The sequence below is a fragment of the Novipirellula artificiosorum genome (assembly GCF_007860135.1).
Lineage (GTDB): Bacteria > Planctomycetota > Planctomycetia > Pirellulales > Pirellulaceae > Novipirellula_A > Novipirellula_A artificiosorum.
The window spans coordinates 324608-344966 of record NZ_SJPV01000006.1; the positions used below are offsets into that span (position 1 = coordinate 324608).

The following is a 20359-nucleotide window of genomic DNA, read 5'->3' on the forward strand; positions in this document are numbered from 1 at the left end:
CGTAATCGGGGAGTCGTAGTATTCATTCGCGTATTGTAAGAACCCCAATCGGAAACCACCAGCAGGCTTGGCCGTTGACCCGGCTACCACTTGATCCGGCAAACGCCCCATTGCCCTTCATTTTCATCGACTCCGATTTCAAGGAACGTGATCGCGTCACCAAACCGTTCTCGCATCCGGTCGCGAACTCGCTCGGCAATCACTCTGGCAATTTCCTCAGCGGTTGTATTGACCACAGGCAAGATCACGCAATCCTCGTTTGGAAAAACCCAGCGCCGGTCGCGGAACGTCGCCGTGGTCTCCTTCGAGTCGCTGGTGAGTTTGATTTCGGCATGATGCTCTGGAAGAATCACGTGGTGATCGAGAACCTTGGTTTGCTCCAAAACCGCATCCCGCAGGGCGATAAAATCGACCACATACCGGTTCTCGTCGAGCGGACCTTCCACCATGGCCCGCACTCCATAGTTGTGCCCATGGATTCGTTCGCAGATGTCTCCGGCAAACGTAATGAAATGGGCAGCCGAAAAAACGAATTGCTGCTTGGCTACTTCAACTCGATAGGTTGCGTCGGTCATGAATGCGTTGTCTCGATCAGGGGGGAACTGAGCAATTGGAAGAGGGCCGCAGCGATCAGGTCGGCGGTGGTTCCCGGATTCAAGCGATTGCCGTCACTACGTAAATACTGATCGAATTGAAGCCGGTCTGCACCGGAGAGTTTATCGAGTCGACAAGCCCGCCGCTGAACATCAACGGCAGCCTCTCTGCCACACTTTCGAGAAATCAGCGTGTCGGGCGAGTCTGCTAACAGTTCCAAATGCGCGTTGGTGATGCCTCGCAGCAGGTCGCCGGCGACGACGATCGCAGATTGAACCGTTGGGACCACTCGCGAAAAAAAGTCAGCAAATCCGCATGTGTATTGAAAGGCGATCGCGTCGTGGTGGGCAGCGGACCGCATCGCTGCGATCAAGTCGATGGGGGCATCCGATACGTCGTTTACGTCCATGGAGTCGACTTTTCCCAAACCACCCGCCGATGCAATCCGAATCGCGGTGAAAATGTTCACCGCGTCCTGAGCCGCTTGTTGCTTCAAGCACCTTGCGATGGCTGCGGCCCCATCGAGGGTGTTGCTGCCTCGTTGAGAATGAACCACTTCCACGAGAGGGGCCATCAAAAGCGTGATGCCCAAATTGACATTGGATCCACACTGTTTTCGTGTTTGCCGAACGGCATCAAGCGTCATCTCGCTAAAGCGTCGACCGGGATCGGCAAACGCCGCAGCGGTTGCTTCCGCCGCAGCCATGAAATCGAGAAAACAGAGGTCATCAAAGGATTGTCCCGGAAACACATTGCCTGCCTTGGGAGCGGTGGCTTCCAACACACACGCCCAGCGAACGGCGTCCGCTACCGAACGAACGTGAAGGCGGATCGCATCAAGCGGATCGGCCCCATCACCAGGGTCCCTCGCCTCACCGCCCGGCATCGTCGCCCTGCTTGTCCGTGTTGATTAGGAAGCGTTCCATGCCTGCGAGCACCTCGGCGTTTGCATCCTCGATCACATAGTGACCGGCATCAGCGATTTCCAACGTCGTCGCATTGGGCCAAACCTCTTCGAAACGACGCAGACATTCAACGCGGAAACACCAATCCTTCATCCCCCAAACCAGCAGCGAAGGAATCGAGGCCAGTGACGGCAGGTCCGCTTCAAGCTTGGCCAACGTCGGATAGGTGGGATGAGATCGCTTGGTTGGAATGTCTCTCACGAACGCATCGATTGCCACGCGGTTTTCCCAAGTGTTATAAGGGGCCAACAATCCCTCTCGGGCCTCGGCCGACAAACGTTGGCGAGACATGGCCATGCTCACCGCAGCGCGAGCGAATGCGTTGAGGCCACGGACTGCGGCGGTGCCGACGAGTGGCCATCTGCAAGCCGCAATCCGCCATGGAACATACGGCGGTGGAAAGGCCCCCGTGTTGAGTAGCACCATGCGGTCAAGTCGTTCACGCCTCTGAAGCATCGCACTCAAACCGATGGCACCGCCCCAATCATGGGCCACCAACGTGATCTGCTCCAGATCGAGCGCGTCGATCAGTTTTATCAGATTGTCCCGATGGTTCGCCATTCGGTAGGGGAACTCACCCCGCGCTACATCTTCCCCCCGTGGCGGTTTCTCGCTTCGGCCACAACCCAGATGGTCGACGGCCACGACGCGATACGAGGACTGGAATCGGTCCACGACACTTCGCCAATAGAAACTCCATGTTGGGTTGCCGTGAACACACAGCAATACCCGATCATTGGAAACGCCTTCGTCCAAATAACGCAGCCTGTGGGGACCGATCGTTAATTCGTGCGACGGATACGGCAAGAGGTTTTCAGCAATCGATTTCATCCCCAAAGTGTGCCCCACTTTGAGGTGGATTGGAAGCCGCCTAATCCGTATCGCTGCGGAACGGAATCGCCGGCAAACCCTCTTGGTTGTAAAGATTCACCGTCGGGTTGTTGGCCCACCCGTATCGAACCGACGCTGGAGTCGCTACGCCCGGCGACGAGACGATGACGGTATCACCGTCGATCTTCGCCTCACCCCATACGAAGGTCTTGTCATCGCCGGCAATGGCGAATCCCTTTAAGGAATCTCCTCGGGCGACCAGTCCCGATCCGACATGTTTGAATTTCACAAAGGCCTTGCCGTTGCGGTATTCCACCGTATCAAACTCGGGCCCGCTGTAGACGAGGTCCTGACCGTAAGCGATTCCGAGAGCCGACAGTGCGAGACGTCGCCCCACTTCCTGCTTGTTTCTCGGGTGAATGTCATTGGCTTCCCCAATGTCGATCGCCACTGCCAATCCGACCTGGTCGTCATGCTTCGCGGTCATGGATTGAGCTTCGCGAAGTTCCGCCCATCCTGGTTCAACCGGTTGCTGTTGGACTGCCATAAAGTTTGCTAATTGAACCACCAAGAACGGAAAATCACCAACGCCGAAATGGTCACGCCAATCCTTGATCATCGTTGGCAGCAGCGTTCGGTACTGTGCCGCCCGACCTGCATTCGATTCCCCTTGGTACCAAATCGCTCCCTTGATCGCGTAAGGCAACAGCGGGGCCAACATCCCGTTATACAAAACGGTGACGATGTTCGGGTTGTTACTGAGTTGCTGAGGCGCCGGTTTCAATTCGCCCATCGATGCCGTGGACTGGTACTTCCAAGATCCGGCAAGGGAGATCGACTCTTCGCCCTCCACTTGGATCTGCATTTGAGACCGTTCGCCGTACATACCCCCGCCACCACCGGTGTCAAGAACGCGAACGGTGATCACGTTCTTTCCTGGTTTTAGCGTACCCGCAGCCAAGGAGTATTTGCGGTTTTGATTCCACTCATCCATCCCACCGACTTGTTGGCCATTGACCCATGTCGTGTCCCGGTCGTCGATCGTGCCCAGGTTCAAGACGGCAGCCTGATCCGCAAGCGATTGTGGAACGTCGATTTGTTTTTGAAACCAGACGACACCGTCGAATCCCTCAAGTCCCTTATCTTCCCATCTGCCCGGCAACTCCATCGTTTTCCAGCTTTCGACGCTTGCGTTGGCCTCAAACCAAGCCTCGGAGGTTCCTGGATCGTTTTCTTTCCACCACCTGTCCATTGCCGCCTCAAACTTGTCGTTTCCAGTTCGCTGCGATTCCGCCATTTCTTCAAAGGACTCCATTGCTTGGTGAAAATCATCCATCGTTCGAAGTGCCTCGGCACTGGTCCATGCTTCCGCAACCGTGCCGCCCCACGAGGTGTGGATCAATCCGATCGGAACATCAAGCGTTCGGTTCAATTCGCGACCAAAGAAATACCCAACCGCACTGAATCCGGGTACCGTCTCGGAACTGCAAACCTCCCACTTTCCGCGGACGGTTTCCATGGGCTCGACCGCAATCCGCTTGGGAACCGTGAACAGCCGAATCTTTGAAAAGTCCGCGGATGCGATTTCATTTTGCGCATCCTTGGTCGCAGCAACCGGCCACTCCATGTTGGACTGACCCGAACAAATCCAAACGTCACCGACCCACACGTCGCTTACCGTCACGGTGTCGCTCTGGTCGCCTTTGGAAAACTCGACTTTCAATGCGTAGGGGCCGCCTGCATCGAGCGGACGAAGTTGGACGGACCAGCGGCCCGATGGGGCCGCCTTCGTGGTCGCCGATTGGCTCGCAATCGCCACCGTTACCTCTTGCCCTGGGTCTGCCCATCCCCAAACTGGTGACGGCGTATCCCGTTGCAAAACCATGTGGTCGGTAAACAACGGATGAAGTCGCGGCAGGTCTTGGGCGACCGATTGTGTCGAGGCAAGCAACAAACTGAAACAAACAAGCACCCCCGCGCCAAAGGCAGGGCAACAGCAGATACGTTTCATGGAAGCGTTTTTCAAAAAGGCGAGAGCGTTGGAGGGATCAAGATCGTAGCGAACAACACGGCAGCTAGCCAGCGATCCAATCCATCCATTCTACACCGAAAGGTCCGGCATTGGAGCAGCCACGACAGGAAAAAGCTGGCGCGCCGGGCAAGTCACTTGGTGTACGTTCTTCGGCGGGGAACATGCGCAGAAATCTCGGCATCTTCCACTGGCGGCGTCAGCTGGAACCGAGTCAATCCGAAACGGATCCATCGTCTTTCCGCACCAGCCAAAACCATAGCAGCCCGGCGCTCGAGAGAATCGTGACCAACGAGAAAACGGCGATTAGCAAGGAAATCATACGAGCAGTGTCGTCGCTTGATCCGTCTCCGACAAGCCACGGTCACTTTCCTCGTCGTCGTCTTCCTCTTCGATCATCGCCATCGGAGTCGGAACCAGCATGGCCCCCACCCGCTCAGGGTCGCTTGGGGTGGTCGGCGTTTCATTCAATTCGTTGATAATCAGCAACGCATCGAGTGCGGTGATCATGTAGTCGCCGTTGGCATCGAAGTAAAACGCACCCGGCTGTTCTGTGTTCGGATCAAGTAACTCACCCTCGCTCCGTTCCAAAAGTTCATTGATGATGACGAGCGCATCGTAGGCCGTCACATCACCGCTAACGTCGACATCATGGGGGAAGTCATTGTTTTGAAAGAATGCCGGCTCGTCATCCAGTAAATCAATCGTTGCCGTGTCGGAAACGTAACCGATTGCAGAAAAGGAATAAGCGAAGGTCATGGTCGGCTCCGGTTCCATATCGTTAACCGGATCAAGCCCAATCACGACACTCTGTTTGCCTGCGGGAATGACCATCGGACCGTTAAAGCCAAGTTCGCTCGCATCGCCACCGGATACAGTCAGGACCAAACTCTCCGTAACGTTCGTGTTGCTTCGTGACAGTGTCAAGCTGACCGCCGATACCAAATCCTCGGTAACGTTATCGGCACTAAAAACCGCACCGAGTGTTTCATAGTCTCGGACGAGGAGATCAATGGATCCGGGGTCGACGCCCGTTGCCGTCGCGGACAACTGCAACGTTTGTTCGCCATCGAGCAAAGTATCGTCCACGGCGTTGATGGGAACGGCGACGGAGGTGGCCGACGCCGGGATCACGGCGGTTGCCTGAACGGAAGCTTCGCTGGTGTCACTCGATTTCAGATTCACGGTCAATGCGGCCGTCGAAGCGGGGCCGCTTCGCGAAATCGTCAACAAAGCTGCGGCGTTGCCGGCATTCTCGCCGATCGAAGCGGTGGTGAGTGCCAGCGTCAACCGAGGAGGCGTCAGGACCGTGACGCCAAAGGTCTCTTCGTCGCTGCCCCCATCATCATCGGTCACGCGAATGCGAACCGTGTAGTTGCCTGGCGTTGGGTAAATATGGCTGCCGTTGAATGACGCCAACGTATTGCGGGATGCGTTGCCGATTTGGTCGACCGTCGCCGTCCCCGTCGAAGGCTCGGATTGATCGCCCCAATCGATTGAATACGTCATGGTTTCGTCCGAGGGTGGATCCGCAGCCGGTTGCCTGAAACCAGGGTCCGAGATCTTGCCGATATCGGTCAGATTTAAAGCGACCCCTGCGACCACCGATTGAGGACCAAGTGTCGTCAACGTGGGGTTCACGTTGGTGACCGTCGCGATGGCCGCGGGAAAAGTCGTCTCTCCAAGCTTGCTGCCGCGCAGCACGATCTCGGTCGGGTAGTGACCGTTGTCGCCATAGACATGCGTTCCGCTGACGGTCACCTGCGAACCGACAAGCGTCCATCCGATGTCGTCAAGGGCGGCGATGTCGAGTGCGGTCATCGATTGGCGTGCATTTTGGTTCAAGGTCTCACGCATCAAGGTGGGTTGGTTGTCTTGTTCAAGAATGGATGCTGCCCAGTGGTAGGTTTGATTCATTGGCGGGTTGCCGGTACCGACGTACGCTGCCGTTGCTTTCGGGCCGGTGAAGGTGCTGCCCGAGGTGTAGGTGTCCCACGATCGGTTGATCCCCGCCCGACCGAACCCGAGCACGTGAGTCAGTTCGTGCATCGCAACCGTTACAAAGTCGGTTTGTCCCGGCTGGATCCCGTCAATCTCGCGGCCGAAGTACCAGTTGGTTCCGTTGTTGTCGAAAGCCACCGAGCCACCCCACGGCCCAAAGTCGGTCGCCGGCGTTGCCTTTGCACCGGTTTCGCCGCGGTACTGAACGGTCTCAAAGAAAGCCAAGATTTCCCTTTGTTCTTCCAGACTACTTGGTTGCACCGGTGGAAACGCATACCCGCCGGGGCCACCGCGGCCACGTTCATTGCCGGCCAAATCACGGGAGCCGATGAAGACGACCAACTCGTTGGCATTGACCCGCAAATTCCTTGCCGCCGTGATGCTGGTCGAGCCGTCCGGGTTCAAGGTCGATTGCCCCGTCGATGGATGGATAAACTGCGCGTTCCACTGCTTCTTGCCAGCCGGAACAATCGCCTGCAAATCATCACTGAACCGGCGCACGACGGCATCCGCAACATCTTGCATGAGCACGCGACGTGATTGGTTGGCGCCGGAAAAAAAGCCTCCCGTGTCCAGCGAATAATCAAGTCGGACCGTCAGCCCGCCGGTGGGGGGTTGCGACGAAACGGTTGCCGCGGACGTCGTCCCGTCACTCCATCCAATCTCAGCCGATACCGTACCCAACAGCCCTGTCGTATCAACACTGCGGCTTATCGAAAACGGCTCGCCTTCTGCAACCAACAATCGCCGAATTTCGAGTGTCTCCACCCGAGTCGTACGAAACCGGTGCCCAGGTCGCCGCCCCTGAGGCGGGGCGCTGCGACGCCGTGTCGGATGGAGAGATTTCAAGCCAGCCGCCAAGCTGAGAGCAAGGTGTTTGAGCATGTATCGAGATCGAAGCATTCGATAAACAACTGTAAAACGGAGACGGCATAAAACCTGTGGAAGTCCATCGGTGATTATACGCATCACAAGTATGGGGGTGGGCTATCCCCACGCATTGTGTCATGCGATGATAATGCTTCCTCGAACCGTCTGTATCGCGACAGAGCCGAAAGAGTCAATACAAACAAGGCGATAGCATGCCCAACGCACCCCTCGGTGGGGAGAACCCGTACTCTCCGACCCAAAAGACCACGCCGACCCTTCCCAGTGGCGGTGCGATCGATCCGTCGAACTTGATGTCGCGGGGTTTGGTTGGGCAAGTACAGATTTTGGGCGTGCTGATGATTGTCCAGGGCGTGTTGGTCTCCTTGGCTGCGATTGTCATCGGATTCTACGCTGCATTCATGCCGACCTTCCTCGAACAGATGCGCCAAAATGCCGCGGCTCAGGGCGGAAACAATGCACCGGTCCCACCGGAATTTGGCTCGATCATGATGATTGTTGGCGGAGTGATCACCGTTTTGATTTTGACACTTGGGTTTTTGCACATCTACTGCGGGATCCGAACGATGCAGTTCCGCGGCCGTGTCTTCAGCATGGTCGTGCTGTGCTGCGGTTTGTTGACCCTGATCACCTGCTACTGCCTACCCACACAGTTGGCGCTGTCCATTTATGGTCTTATTGTGCTTCTCAACGCTCCCGTATGTGAAGCGTTTCGGTACGCTGAACGAGGTCACACACCGCGAGAAATTCAGCAAGCCTATCTATCGCTTCCTTAGGTTTTTTCAACCATGAACGATTCCAGCAACCCCTACGTCGAAGCACGAGTCTCAGAGGCAGTCACCGGACCCAACGATTCGGCGACGGTCGTCCGGCCGACCGGGATCACCGTGGTCGGCGTCTTGTCGATTTTGGCTGGTATCCTCGGACTTCTCGGTTCCGTCGGCGGCGTCGTCAACTTGATCTTCGGCCAAAAAATGGCATCCATGTTCAATCAAGGCATGCCACAGCAGGACGCGCAAGCGGAAATGCAACGCGAACTTGCTGCGGTGGTGGCCAAGTACATGATTCCCAACGTTTTGATCCTGATCGTCGGAGCGGTACTCGGAGCGTGCTTTCTGAGCGGGGGCATCGGTGTCATCCGTCGCAAACCTTGGAGCCGTCTTCTGCTCCGACGTACTCTCTTCTTTGCAATCCTGTGCGAAGTTTTGCGGATGATCCTCTATGGATTCACTCAACTGGAAATGGTTCCCATCACCAGGACCTACTTTGAACGGATGGCTGCCGATCAGGGTGGCGGGGCTGCAGCCATGGCTCAGTTTTCTGGATTTGCCATGCTCATCGGTCTCGCGTTCTACGCGGTTTGGGCACTCATCAAATTGGGGATTATGTTCTGGGGCAGGATGTATCTGAATCGCAGCGAACTCGACCCCTATTTCACCACCGAGTCGGTGGGCTGAACTCGTTGGTGGGAGGAACGCTCCTTCACCCTTGTGCTTTGTCAGGGATCCCGCTTCGGGATGGACAAAGCAATTCGAGACAGATCGTCGCACCAAAGTGCCGGGAAATTGACGCAGATTGCGCAGTTTATCACCGAGTGGTTGGTTTACTTCCTTTGAGCGTGTTACCAGGCCACTTTTGCGGCGTTTTGCCAGCCGCCGTCTCTTCCCAGCGGCAGCCGAATCGCCCATGATAAGGAGGTGGCGGGGACGGGGTTAATGAGCACGGAAATCAATAGGACGGGACCACTATGTTCGGAAACATCACAGCGCGATACCTGGGCCTCGAGCTGAAGTCGCCCGTTTTGGTTGGCTCAAGCTCGCTTGCTCGCGATCCCGAAGCCGTTCGAGACTTGTGGCTGGCCGGTGCCGGGGCGATCGTGCTGCCCTCTTTGTTTGAAGAGCAGGTGATGGAACAGCGGTTTGGCAGCGACCACCGCGAATCGATTCATCATCCCTATAACGAACGGTTGAGCTACGGGCACGTTGCGACCAACTACAACGGGGGAACCGAGCGGTATCTCGAACTGATTGCCGAACTAAAACGTACGTCGTTGATCCCGATCATCGCTAATCTGAACGGATTCACTCACGGCCAGTGGCTAAGCATTGCGTCAGAGATTGAACGAGCGGGAGCCGCCGCGATCGAATTGGTGGTGGATTGCGATATCACCGATCCCAACACCCGTGGGGAACAGATCGAACAGTGTTTGATCGATTGTGTGGCCGAAGTGTGCGATCAGGTTGCGATCCCCGTGTCGGTGAAGCTGTCATCCTTTCATACCAGTATTGCAAACTTAACGCGGCGAATCGCGGACGCCGGTGCGAAGGGCGTTGTCTGTTTCGCGCACGCGCCGGCTTGGCGAGTCGAAACCGAGTGCATCGACACGACACTCCATTGGTCCTTGACTGCCGCCGGCAATATCAACCCGACCATCGCAGGATTGATTCGAGCTCGCGGTGCGGGCGCATCGATGGATATCGCGGCAAGTGGCGGCATTTGTTCGACCGACGATTTTGTTCGCTCGGTGATCGCCGGAGCCGATGTGGCGATGATGACCAGCGCGGTCTATCGAAGCGGCCCTTCGGCGATCACCAAAGTTGTCAATGGGCTTCAGAACTATTTGTCCCGAAGCGGCTTCGCTTCGTTCGCTGAATTTGCAGCCGCTCGACCCAAGTTGCATGCATGCATGCGAAGCTCCTACCTGAGGGGAATTAGCGAGATCGACCGCTACCACGATCCGACCCCTCAACCCACGACCGTCACAGGCGACCGCTACGGGCACCTGGACCATGTCATGCCCCCAGAACCCCACTCGATCGTTTGACAAGTGGTCGTGAACACTCGCGAAAGCGCCGTTTCTTTTTGAGCCATCACCGCCTTGAGACGTGTTGACCCACCCTCTTTCCGCAAGCCCGGTGACTCGCTGTTGTCCCGGTTCGGTGCCTCGCGAGAGACCGCCGCGGAACGTAGCGGAGCGAGGGTGTTAAAGTACTTGGACGCACATCGTCACGGGCGGTGGTTTATAATGGCGTCGCTGACCTCGCTGTCGTTTTCCCCCTCCCCGCTTCCATTCTCTCTCGGTAGATCCCATGCATAAACTGCTCGCCTTTACGTTCCTCGTTTCTCTCTTCGCTTTCGCATCCCCGGCACGGGCACAGACCGACCCAAGAGCCGAGGCACGAAGTGCAGCAGCGAGGCGTGCCGTGGTCCAGAATCGACTGGATCAGTTCGGTCATCGGAATTGGATCGTGATCGCAGATTCGGCCTACCCCTCACAGACCGCTGCGGGGATTGAAACGATCGTAACGCATCAATCGCAACTGCAAGTGGTCCGTGAAGTGATCGATGCGGTTGGAAACGCAAAACATGTTCGTCCGACGGTCTACCTCGACAAGGAAATCAAGTATGTCGACGAGCAGAATGCAGCAGGGATCAGCGACTATCGTTCGGAACTCTTGACCTTGTTGGCGGGCCAAAATGTCAAGGCGCTTCCGCACGAAGAGATTATCGCGAAGTTAGACGAAGCGGGGAAAACGTTTCATGTTCTCATTCTGAAGTCCAACATGACGCTGCCCTACACCTCGGTCTTCATCGAATTGGATTGCGGCTATTGGTCAGCGGAAGCCGAGGCAAGTTTACGAAAAACCATGAACTTGCAAGCAGACTGAGATCACCTCTTGATTGCCCCACCCTTTTTCCCACCTTTGTATTCTCCGTCCGGAGTTTCCATCATGTTTTTTCCATCCGCATTTGGCAAGCTGCTTCGCATCGGTTCGTTGACGCGTTGTATGTTAGGGGTCTCGTTGATGGTGTTCGTCAACGCGACGGCATCCTCGCAATCGTCGCTTCGCTTTGAGGCCGAGACGATCACGGAACCCTCCTCGGCTTGGAAAGTGAATCGTCATACCGACGACCATTGGAACCTTTGGTCTACCGATCAGGGGGCCAATGAAAAATGGTCGGGTGGAATCGTGCTTCAATCCCCTGTGGTCAAAGCCGATCGAAGCACGCCCCAAGCCGGTGCCCCACCACTACACTCGGTGGTTCGAGACATTCCACCGGGAAAGTACTACGTCGACATCGGTGGCGTAGGACGTCCCATCGCGATTTCACGCGACGGCGTTCATTGGATCTCGTCGGATGTGCAAACGCCCCATCTGGGATTGGTCGAGATCGGTGAGGAGGGGTTTGAGTTGTGGCTTGATGATCGCTATGCATCCAAGACCAATCCGGGATCCTGCTACTATGATTTCCTCGAATTCACGCCACTTCCGGACCCTCAACGAAAACCGAAGGTCGACGGCTGGGCTTCGGATCGTGTGACGGAAAAACTGAGCCGTGGGCTGACGGTGATGACGCGACAAGATGGCAGCGTTTACGTCGGTTGGCGCTTGTTAAAGAGCGATCCGGAATCCATTGCGTTTCACGTCTATCGTCAAACCGAAAAGGAAAAGCCGATTCGTCTGAACCCTTTGCCGATTACGCAAACGACCGACTTTGTCGATTTGGATCCAGTCGCCGATCAATCGAGTCAGTACTTCGTCGCATCCCTGGTACAAGGCAAGGAAATCGAACGTTCCGTGGCGGTCGATCATGGGGCCAATGCGTCGGCCAGGAATCATTTTACGATCAAGCTACAAGGCGATTATTCCTTTCAGAAATGTGGTATCGCCGACCTCAATGGCGATGGCAACTATGATTTTGTGATCAAACAACCGGGTGGCAATGTGGACCCCTACGAAAAATATTGGAAGCCGAGTCCAAGTACGTTTAAGGTCGAAGCCTACCTTGCAGATGGAACCTTCCTGTGGCGATATGATCTTGGATGGTCGATCGAGCAGGGAATATGGTATTCGCCGATGATCGTCCATGATTTGGATGGTGATGGGAAAGCGGAGGTCTGCTTGAAAGCGGGCGAAGGGGACCCACGTGATAACGATGGCCGTGTCCAGTCTGGGCCCGAGTATTTGCTGGTTCTCGACGGCATGACCGGCAAACCGAAAACGCGTGTGGATTGGATTTCTCGCGAGGAGATTCCGACCTACAATCGATCTTCCCGCAACCAGATGTGCGTTGCCTACTTGGACGGTAAAACACCTTGCTTGATTATGGAGCGTGGAACCTACAAAGAGATGCAGGTGAAAGCGTTCGAGATGATCGGTGGAACGCTTCGCGAACTGTGGAGTTGGAGCGATGCGGAAGAAGGACGGCGATACCAGGGACAGGGAGCGCATAGTATGCATGCGATCGACGTCGATGGCGATTCGCGTGACGAAGTGTTTCTGGGCTCTTCGGTTCTTGATGACAACGGTGTGGGGTTGTGGTCCACTGGATTGGGCCATCCCGATCACCACTACGTCGGAGATATCGATCCGGACCGCCCCGGTTTGGAGGTCTATTACGGGATGGAAACTCGACAATCCCTCAACGGATGCTGCATGGTGGACGCGGCCACCGGTCAGTGGATTTGGGGGATCGACTTCCCCACTCGTCATGTCCATTCGACGGGAATGTGCAGCGATTTGGATCCCGCCATCCCCGGCTGGGAATGCTACTCGTCGGATACCGATGCGGACAAGAAATCGAATGCGCGGTGGTTGTTCGATGCTCGCGGAAATCGGCTTCGCAGTGATTTGGATTGGGGATTTGGCCGGCAAGCGGTTTATTGGGACGCGGACCCGCAGCGAGAATTGATTGGCAAACGAAGTGTCGACAAATACACAGGCCAGGGATATCCAACGGAGATTGCAGGATCACCGGTCGCCTTTGCCGATCTGCTCGGTGATTGGCGTGAGGAATTCATCACCAGCGTTGGCGGCGAGCTTCGAGTTTACACGACCACGATCCCTGCATCCGATCGACGGGCCTGTTTGATGCAAGACCCGATTTATCGAGCCGATGTTGCCATTCAGGCAATGGGGTACACCCAAACGCCGATGTTATCGGAGGGATCGGGTCTGTAACATGTGTGCGTCGCGAATGGACCTACTTCAACAAGGTATCGGCGAAGTCGAGAAAGAAATCCCAGTCCTGTTGTTCCAGTCCGTGACCACCCGAGCGAATGTGGTAGCCGGTTTTGCCCACGACTCGCGGATGGTTTAGCGGTGGCATGACCGGATTGGTAATCGACTCGGCGCCAAGCAAGTTGAAGACGGACGCGGCAGCAACCAACGATGCATATTCGCCCGCCGGGTCGGCCCACAAGTCCTCGTCAGAGCTGGTCACGTAAACGCCTCTCGGAGCGAGCAATGCAATGACCTCGTGCTGATCCACTGGCAACTCGCTCTCTCGATCCGCGTAGGCCGAGAAATTCTTGCAAAACCAGTAGGGAAACACCGTGGTGATTCTGCTGACCGTTTCTCCGTAGGCTCGCCGAGACAACGCAGCACCACCACATCCTGAGTTGTTGCTGTAGCCAATCGCAAATCGAGGGTCCTCCGCCGCAGCCCACAACGCGGTCTTACCACCTCGCGAATGTCCAACGACCGCGGCACGCGATGCATCAACCGAATCGATCGTTTCTAAGTGATCCAGTACTCGGCTGGCGGCCCATCCCCATGCCGACAAACTTCGCCACGCATCGTCCGTCGGGGGCTGTCCGTCTGCGAAGAACGAACGAATCCCATCGAGATAGCCCTGTTTGTTGTCCGGATCCACATCGGATGTGTGGAAGGACGCGGTCGCATACCCACGGTCAAGCAACGTTTTGACTGGCCAAAACGGATCAGGTTCCGCAAGGGCCTTTTCGAGTGGCACAAAGTAGCGATTGTTGATCAACACAACCGCCGGTGACTTACCCTGACTGCGATTTGGCAACAACACCGTGAACGGAAACTCGTAGCGACGGTCGTCAATGCTGACGATCGCCTTCATGCTGCGACCGGTCGCCAATCCATCGAAGGCGTCTTCAACTTCGTGCAAACACTCAAACTTGATCGAATAATCCGTACCGGGACGACGACCGTAAACATTCTGACGAAACAGTTCCATCAATTCATCTCGTCGCTCGTTCGTCCATTGATTCGCCGTCGCGACTGATTCGCCAGCGTTGTTGACCAGCGGATCAGGCAGCGTGAAGGCTGGGACGTTCGCTTCCTCGTAGTTGAACTGGCCCCCTTGTGATTTCATCGACTTTGCAACGCGATCAGGATTGGCAACCCAAGGTGTGGCGTCTTGTGCGTGCAATGTCGCCGCGATCACCAGCGAAGCGGAGAAACTCAATAAGAGACAAGAACAAAATCGTCGTCGATACATGGAATGCACTTTCGATGTGTTTGCGGAGTTGGAGGAAAAAGGGGGGGCGTCAAGTTGAAAACCGCGAGTTCCGCTACCCCAAAATCACGACTGGATGATGCACCAGTGGACCGTCAGCATTACATGTTAGGGTAGTGGATTTCGCCAGACATCCGTAACTCAAATGTTCTTAGGGACTTCTGGCGAAGTCCACTACGTCCCAACTCGCCGTTTTAACCTTGACGGTCCAGCTAGTCTAACCGATAGGCAAATGCGACGGGGTCGTGCACCAGTGGCTCCCCTTCGTCAAAAGGCTTTTGCCAAAGTTCCATCCCAGACTCATCGATCGCCGTGATCTGAGTCGGTTTGGGGACCGACCAAGGCAATTGGTCGAGTCGCAGTTCCCAATGCACCTTCGCCGCGTTTTCATCGGGCAGCGGTGTGAGGAGGAGGGAATCCTCTTGGCGGGTCAAGCGACAGGAGCCCGCGGTCACCACCCAGCCAAAGTCCACTTGCTTTGCACGAGGATTACTCCGTTGTAGCAGTGGGTTGGGTCGGTCTTCCGTCGACGTCCAAGTCAGCCCAGTGACTTGGTCACCGCCACCCTCTACCGTCAATTGGCCGAGTGTCACGCGTCTCTCGCCATCGTCACCCGACATCAACTTCAATCGCTCTTTGGTTCCGGAGGGGTCGTAGAATCCGACACGCAATTCAAATGAATCGCCGGGACGAACGGTCTCAGGTAGTCGAACTGTCGCAGGAACTCGAACCAATTGGGCGGGTCCGGTGAACAACAAAGCAGGATCCATCCATCCCTGAAACGCGATCTGGTTCTCGTCATCGACAAAATGCAAGAACGGTCGGAAATCGTCTGGCACGTCCTCGTCGAGTTTCCATTCGGTCGTCAGGTTTGCTTGTTTGGGGGAAGTGGAATCAAACGATGTGACCTTGGGCCAGATTCTCGCTCCTCCGCCGATCGTACTTCGTGCATTGACGTACAAAGTGTCCGCTGCACTCGCTTGCTCAACGATCAAACCAGCACGCCGGGTGATCGATGCGGTGACGTCGCCATGCTCGGTGGGAAGCTTGGCGGCAAAGCCGAAGGGCGGCAAGGTCATCCCATCCAGTTGCCAATCGGAAGTCGCACGATTGACCCAGACGTCGCCGCCGCCTGACCACCGCACGTGTTGGCGATGCAACGTGTCCTCTACAAACTCCACCCTATCAATCGTTTGCAGCGCCAACTCTCGCATCACGTCATGAAGCAACCAGTACTTTCGAACCCCGTCTCGACCAAACGCGTCGCTGACCATGGCCGGATGGCCGGTCAGCACTTCGGTGGTGATGTAATCGTCACTGTAGATCCCGTGCATCGGAGCATCTAGCCCTGCTTGGTAACGGTTCGAGTAACCCGCGCCGTGTAGAGCGAACCTGTCATGGTAGACGGCATCGAACCAAGGGATTCGTTCGGCGTCCTGACAGTTGATGTTCCAAACGCTCCATGCATGGTCGCCGCCCGCGGGCGGTCCTACTCGAAGATGGTTCGTTTGGGCACCGTCAAGCCATCCGATCAATTGATCATGGCCGCTTTCGGAGATCTGTGGGGCGTCGTTACCAAGGGTTTTGCGAATCGACTCGAAATGTTCACGCCATCGGTCTCGGGTAAAGACGGCATCAAAGTAATTGCCTGATTCCGTCCAGTAATCAAAGGGTTTCACACTCGACCAAACATCGATGAAATAGGCGGTCGGCGCGAGCGAAGCGTGGATTCGTCGCACGTTGTTCTGTAAGAAAGGGGCAATGGCGTCGCTGCGATATCGATACGAACGAGCGTCTCGATACTCGTTGAGCCAAGCCTTCACCGGGCGCCCGTTTGGATCGAAAGCAATCACGTCGCGATAGGAGAAACCCTCGGCATCCGGGTAGAAGTCGATGTAGTTATCATGCAGCGCAAACAGCACGTCGCGTTGGCGGCACTCGTCAATCATTTGACGTAACTCCGCTTCGCTGCCAAATTCCGGATTGGGCGGATAGATCTCCGGCAGCCGGTAATCATAGCCCCAACGTTGCCAAGCGTGCCAAACAACCACCGAGTCGGTCATCCCGTAGGCAAAGGATCGCATCAGTTGTTCGCGAGATTTTGCATACCGGCCACCCCACAGATCAAACGCAAATCGGCCTGCCAAGCGTTTCACGCCACTCGCTGCCCTGCTACTGCTGCTTTGACGAAAACGCTTACACAAATCCCACACATTGGATCCCGCGAAGAACGTGAACGTAGCATTGCCGCCCGCGGTCAGTGCATACCGTCCCTCATCCGGGTCAATGGTCAAATGGTCGGGTGGCACATCGACGGCCTGCAAGAGCGACATCGAATCGGGAAAGTCGAGGCCAACAAATGACGTTGACAAAAAATGCCCGTCGAACCGCAACGTGAAGGGGCGAGGTTTCTCAATCACATTTCCATGGCCGGCATAAATGCGATTCGCGACAGAGGAAAAATTCCCCGCCGCAATCGATTCGATCCGTGTCACCCGCCAAGGTCGATTCGCGGGCTCGTTCTCAAGCGTCCATGCAACACGCAGCCCCCCGCCTCTCACCGACACCCGGGCGACCAAATCAAACGCAGCCGTCGCGGTTGCAAATTGATGCCGATACTCGACCCCGTCATCGGTGGGTTGTTCGTCCACGCGGAGCAAAGAGACCGGAGCCCCACGATCATGAAGTTCCAATCCGGCGACGCGAACGGTGAATCCGCGAAACGAGATCCGGCTTTCCTCGTTGCCACAAAACTCAATATCGGCGTCAAGCAGTCCGCGTTGACCGGGTTGAATCTTTACCGAGCCACCATCCGGTAAAGGGGACTGGAATGTTTTTTGGGTTGCGGCGGTGCGTTCAAGCGACTCCGGATCTCCAACGATCACCGTCGGGGTTCCCCAATAGCATTGATCAAAAGCAGTGTTCTTCTTTGGACCGGGATGAGATTCGAGTTGAAGACGGATCGTCTTTCCGGCGAATTCACTCAAATCGACCTCCGCCGGTCGCCAAATGCTTGAATCACTGTGCCGCTCAAACAGAACGCGACCGAATGTTCCTGGGGCAGAGTCGAAATCGGCAGCTCGAACACGAAACGTCACGCCATCTCCGCTGCCCGTCGAGGAGACCGCGTTGGCAAAACTCAGCTTGATCTTTTGATGTTTGGGTAGTCGAATTGGGTATTCCGTCAACACGGTTCCCGATCGACCGTCGAACCAAGGCGGGTGCATGGTGAGGCAACGTCGTTCCGATTCCTCAAGACGCATCATCGACGTCGGATCAACAAGGGCTCGGTGTGGCTCGATTGTCCCTCGGATGCCCACCGAATGGGTTTCGGCCAATGCTCCAAAAACCTGAGTGACGACGCGATAGACCGGCATTTGCCAAAGTGAGAGCACACGGTCACGTCCAACATCCAACGCTTGCCAGGGCAAATCGGGACGCAGAATGTCCGGCGGCGAGAGGTTCGCTTGAACAATCGCTATCGGATGCAAGGTGCGGCGCCGCATGCCCGTAACCAGCTCCGCAATCGCGTGCAGCGGGTAATGTGCTGCATGGGTTCCCTTGTCGGGAGTCACACGAAACAGGAACTGTGACCGCTCCAACCCACCGACTTGAACCGAGACCGCTTCACTGGGGTCGCACTTCCAACCATCGATACCGAAAAGTCTTAACGTCCCATGGAGGGCCTGTTCATCATCATTGATCACGTGAACGGTGGCGGTAAACGGCAAACCACTTTGTTCGATCGAGCGAGGGCATTCGATCTCGACCGTGGTCATTCCCTGGCGAGCTACTGGTGGCGTGTAACCCAAGGAACTGCTGATTCCGAGTAGCAAGCTCGCGCAGACGGCTGGCAGTAACTTGCAGTAGAGCGGCGCTGCCGCAGTGAGCGAGATGCAGCTCCGAGACGATGCCGTCATCGGAAAACAGGCATCCGTCCCATGACGGATCGTGGGAACAGGGCGATGCGGTCGAGGAAGATCAATCATTGCGGGCGCAGGAGTGGAGGGGGCAAGGAGGTAGGAACCCTGTAGGCAGGGCCTTCCATTCTAGCACCTTTCGATCACCCTCAATCACACCGACCGTTTTACGCTGATGGCAAAGAAGAATCCACGTTTTTGTGAGGGCTTTGCTCAATACTCAAAGGATTCGAAACCGTAGCTCGATCAATCAATTCGATGGGCGTGCCTAAAAGTGAAATAGACTCGATGCAACACTTACTTCTTACGGTCCTTCTCTTCTTGGTTGGCACAATTTGCTTGAACAATGACTCGAGTGCAAAGGGGGATAAGCCACCATTCAAAATCAAGATTCGCCGCTTCGATGACGGTGTATTGGCGACGGTTGCATCGAAGGACAATTGCTTTGAGATTGAACTGCCCAAGTCTTTCTTCGAGGATGAATCCGAATCGGTGAAAATTAGCTGGATCGATTTCTATCGTTGACGAGCTTTTCTACCTTTGGATCTCACCAATGCAAAACAGGTGATAGAGTCCCCGGAGAAAAATTCGGTTACCCACAAAAGCAGGCGTCGCGTATACCGGTTCTCCAAGCTTCGATTCGCCAAGCAACTCGAACTCTTCACCAAGTTTGAAAACGTATGCGTTGCCAGCTAAGTCAATCATATAAACACGGTCGCTGACCAAAACGGGCGAACTGTTAAACCCATGATCGAATTCATGTTCCCAAACTACATCGCCGCTCTTGGCATCGAGGCAACTGACTACGCCGAACGCAGTGGGAAGTAGCACAAACTTCTTGTTCGCAACGGCACTCGACGTATCCGGCAAGTCACCATCCCACTGCCAAAGGATTTTAGGCTCTTGATCGTGTTGGCTGATGTCAATCGCCGTGGCTGGTGCTCCCTCATTGGCGACAAAAACCACTCCGTCGGAATAAGTGGCTGATGATGCAATTTCGCCGCTGAGACATTCGACGCGCCAATATCGCTCGCCCGACGCAGGATCATAGCTGACAACGAATTTGCTATCTGTTAAAATCAACTCCGCTCTGCCGGCGTTGTCAACCAGGATCGGTGACGACCATGACATCTGCTCACGCTCAGCCGTCCACACTAATTCGCCCGTTGCGATGTTCAGTGCCAGTAGTTTCGAGTTGTCTTTTTGGTCGTATTGGACGTACAGTCGCTCGTCATCGCAAATCAACGACGAAGCGTGGCCGTAGTGATTATTGGGAACTCCCAGATACTTGGTCCAAATTCGTTCACCATTGATGTCGAGACAAACCAGTTCACCGGTTGCAAAGATTGCCGCGACGAAACGACCGTTGGTTGCCATCGTCGGTGCTGCGTAGCCGGTTGCTTCCAGGACGCGAGGCGGCACGAAGTCGGCAGGCGCGTCGGGAAGGGCGGACACCGCGTGCTTCCAAGCCAGCTTGCCAGTGTCCGCGTCAACGCAATAGACATCGCGAGACTGGTGGTCCGCCCCAGTGATGAAAATGCGTTTCTCCCAAACAATCGGCGAACTCATTCCGTGTTTGTCGATCGGCATCTTCCAAAGGATGTTCTCGCCACTTTGAAGGTTCCAAGCCACTGGGAAAATCATGTCGGCAGCAAGCACACCTGAATGTTTGCCGCGAAAGCCGGGCCAATTATTCTTCAGCTCCTGAGGTGCCGACTGCGCGGATGCTTCCACTTGCAACCCAAGCAGGAACGTGACAATCATCACGTTTAGAAACATGTCATTAACTCGCGACCCATTTGATTTGTACGTTTTCACAGGCTGGGAGCCTGGGCCACTTGTTCTTCTTCGATTCATTG

Annotated in this window: 14 protein-coding genes; 6 read left to right on the plus strand and 8 right to left on the minus strand. The window is 55.7% G+C overall.

Annotation, left to right across the window (positions count from 1 at the left end; translation table 11 throughout):
* Positions 1 to 83 precede the first annotated feature (83 nt).
* The 5 genes from Poly41_RS18140 to Poly41_RS18160 form a co-directional block, all read right to left on the minus strand.
* Positions 84 to 575 (minus strand): 6-pyruvoyl trahydropterin synthase family protein, encoded by a 492-nt coding sequence (locus Poly41_RS18140; protein ID WP_146528124.1) that lies wholly within the window; start codon positions 573 to 575, stop codon positions 84 to 86.
* Entirely contained in the window at positions 572 to 1480 is a 909-nt protein-coding gene (locus Poly41_RS18145) for a triphosphoribosyl-dephospho-CoA synthase (RefSeq protein WP_146528125.1), read from the minus strand. The genes Poly41_RS18140 and Poly41_RS18145 overlap by 4 nt, the downstream gene beginning before the upstream one ends.
* Entirely contained in the window at positions 1467 to 2390 is a 924-nt protein-coding gene (locus Poly41_RS18150) for an alpha/beta fold hydrolase (protein ID WP_146528126.1), read from the minus strand. The genes Poly41_RS18145 and Poly41_RS18150 overlap by 14 nt, the downstream gene beginning before the upstream one ends.
* 40 nt (positions 2391 to 2430) lie before the next feature.
* On the minus strand, positions 2431 to 4401 hold the full coding sequence (locus Poly41_RS18155) for a sialate O-acetylesterase (protein ID WP_146528127.1): 1971 nt from the start codon (positions 4399 to 4401) through the stop codon (positions 2431 to 2433).
* Between the two features lie 336 nt (positions 4402 to 4737).
* Complete coding sequence (locus Poly41_RS18160) at positions 4738 to 7323, minus strand: dockerin type I domain-containing protein (RefSeq protein WP_146528128.1); 2586 nt, start codon at positions 7321 to 7323, stop codon at positions 4738 to 4740.
* Between the two features lie 179 nt (positions 7324 to 7502).
* On the opposite strand from Poly41_RS18160, the gene Poly41_RS18165 reads away from it, so the two are divergent.
* The 5 genes from Poly41_RS18165 to Poly41_RS18185 all read left to right on the plus strand — a co-directional run bounded on the left by Poly41_RS18165 (position 7503) and on the right by Poly41_RS18185 (position 13271).
* Positions 7503 to 8084, plus strand: coding sequence for a hypothetical protein (locus Poly41_RS18165; RefSeq protein ID WP_146528129.1), 582 nt, complete (start codon positions 7503 to 7505; stop codon positions 8082 to 8084).
* 12 nt (positions 8085 to 8096) lie between these two features.
* Positions 8097 to 8765: a hypothetical protein gene (locus tag Poly41_RS18170; RefSeq protein ID WP_146528130.1), complete on the plus strand. Its 669-nt coding sequence runs from the start codon at positions 8097 to 8099 to the stop codon at positions 8763 to 8765.
* Between the two features lie 290 nt (positions 8766 to 9055).
* Entirely contained in the window at positions 9056 to 10132 is a 1077-nt protein-coding gene (locus Poly41_RS18175) for a beta/alpha barrel domain-containing protein (protein WP_146528131.1), read from the plus strand.
* A gap of 265 nt (positions 10133 to 10397) precedes the next feature.
* Positions 10398 to 10976 carry an RbsD/FucU domain-containing protein gene (locus tag Poly41_RS18180; protein ID WP_146528132.1) on the plus strand — a complete coding sequence of 193 codons (579 nt, stop codon included), beginning with the start codon at positions 10398 to 10400 and terminating at the stop codon, positions 10974 to 10976.
* A 63-nt stretch (positions 10977 to 11039) separates the two neighbouring features.
* Entirely contained in the window at positions 11040 to 13271 is a 2232-nt protein-coding gene (locus tag Poly41_RS18185; RefSeq protein ID WP_146528133.1) for a rhamnogalacturonan lyase family protein, read from the plus strand.
* Positions 13272 to 13293: 22 nt separating this feature from the next.
* Here the strand turns inward: Poly41_RS18185 and Poly41_RS18190 are convergent, their stop codons facing one another.
* Positions 13294 to 14562 carry a glucuronyl esterase domain-containing protein gene (locus Poly41_RS18190; RefSeq protein WP_146528134.1) on the minus strand — a complete coding sequence of 423 codons (1269 nt, stop codon included), beginning with the start codon at positions 14560 to 14562 and terminating at the stop codon, positions 13294 to 13296.
* A 230-nt stretch (positions 14563 to 14792) separates the two neighbouring features.
* Positions 14793 to 18569 (minus strand): DUF5696 domain-containing protein, encoded by a 3777-nt coding sequence (locus Poly41_RS18195; RefSeq protein WP_146528135.1) that lies wholly within the window; start codon positions 18567 to 18569, stop codon positions 14793 to 14795.
* Between the two features lie 219 nt (positions 18570 to 18788).
* Here Poly41_RS18195 and Poly41_RS18200 point away from each other — a divergent pair, with 219 nt between their 5' ends.
* Complete coding sequence (locus Poly41_RS18200) at positions 18789 to 19025, plus strand: hypothetical protein (RefSeq protein WP_146528136.1); 237 nt, start codon at positions 18789 to 18791, stop codon at positions 19023 to 19025.
* 9 nt (positions 19026 to 19034) lie between these two features.
* On the opposite strand, the gene Poly41_RS18205 is transcribed toward Poly41_RS18200, so the two are convergent.
* The gene (locus Poly41_RS18205) at positions 19035 to 20264 is read right to left on the minus strand and encodes a PQQ-like beta-propeller repeat protein (RefSeq protein WP_231615771.1); all 1230 of its coding nucleotides are present in this window, start codon (positions 20262 to 20264) and stop codon (positions 19035 to 19037) included.
* Positions 20265 to 20359: the final 95 nt, after the last annotated feature.

Bases quoted from the DNA above. Each gene is read 5' to 3' on its own strand.
- Poly41_RS18140 (WP_146528124.1), bottom strand. From the start codon at position 575: ATGACCGACGCAACCTATCGAGTTGAAGTAGCCAAGCAGCAATTCGTT.
- Poly41_RS18145 (WP_146528125.1), bottom strand. From the start codon at position 1,480: ATGCCGGGCGGTGAGGCGAGGGACCCTGGTGATGGGGCCGATCCGCTT.
- Poly41_RS18150 (WP_146528126.1), bottom strand. From the start codon at position 2,390: ATGAAATCGATTGCTGAAAACCTCTTGCCGTATCCGTCGCACGAATTA.
- Poly41_RS18155 (WP_146528127.1), bottom strand. From the start codon at position 4,401: ATGAAACGTATCTGCTGTTGCCCTGCCTTTGGCGCGGGGGTGCTTGTT.
- Poly41_RS18160 (WP_146528128.1), bottom strand. From the start codon at position 7,323: ATGCTTCGATCTCGATACATGCTCAAACACCTTGCTCTCAGCTTGGCG.
- Poly41_RS18165 (WP_146528129.1), top strand. From the start codon at position 7,503: ATGCCCAACGCACCCCTCGGTGGGGAGAACCCGTACTCTCCGACCCAA.
- Poly41_RS18170 (WP_146528130.1), top strand. From the start codon at position 8,097: ATGAACGATTCCAGCAACCCCTACGTCGAAGCACGAGTCTCAGAGGCA.
- Poly41_RS18175 (WP_146528131.1), top strand. From the start codon at position 9,056: ATGTTCGGAAACATCACAGCGCGATACCTGGGCCTCGAGCTGAAGTCG.
- Poly41_RS18180 (WP_146528132.1), top strand. From the start codon at position 10,398: ATGCATAAACTGCTCGCCTTTACGTTCCTCGTTTCTCTCTTCGCTTTC.
- Poly41_RS18185 (WP_146528133.1), top strand. From the start codon at position 11,040: ATGTTTTTTCCATCCGCATTTGGCAAGCTGCTTCGCATCGGTTCGTTG.
- Poly41_RS18190 (WP_146528134.1), bottom strand. From the start codon at position 14,562: ATGTATCGACGACGATTTTGTTCTTGTCTCTTATTGAGTTTCTCCGCT.
- Poly41_RS18195 (WP_146528135.1), bottom strand. From the start codon at position 18,569: ATGATTGATCTTCCTCGACCGCATCGCCCTGTTCCCACGATCCGTCAT.
- Poly41_RS18200 (WP_146528136.1), top strand. From the start codon at position 18,789: ATGCAACACTTACTTCTTACGGTCCTTCTCTTCTTGGTTGGCACAATT.
- Poly41_RS18205 (WP_231615771.1), bottom strand. From the start codon at position 20,264: ATGATTGTCACGTTCCTGCTTGGGTTGCAAGTGGAAGCATCCGCGCAG.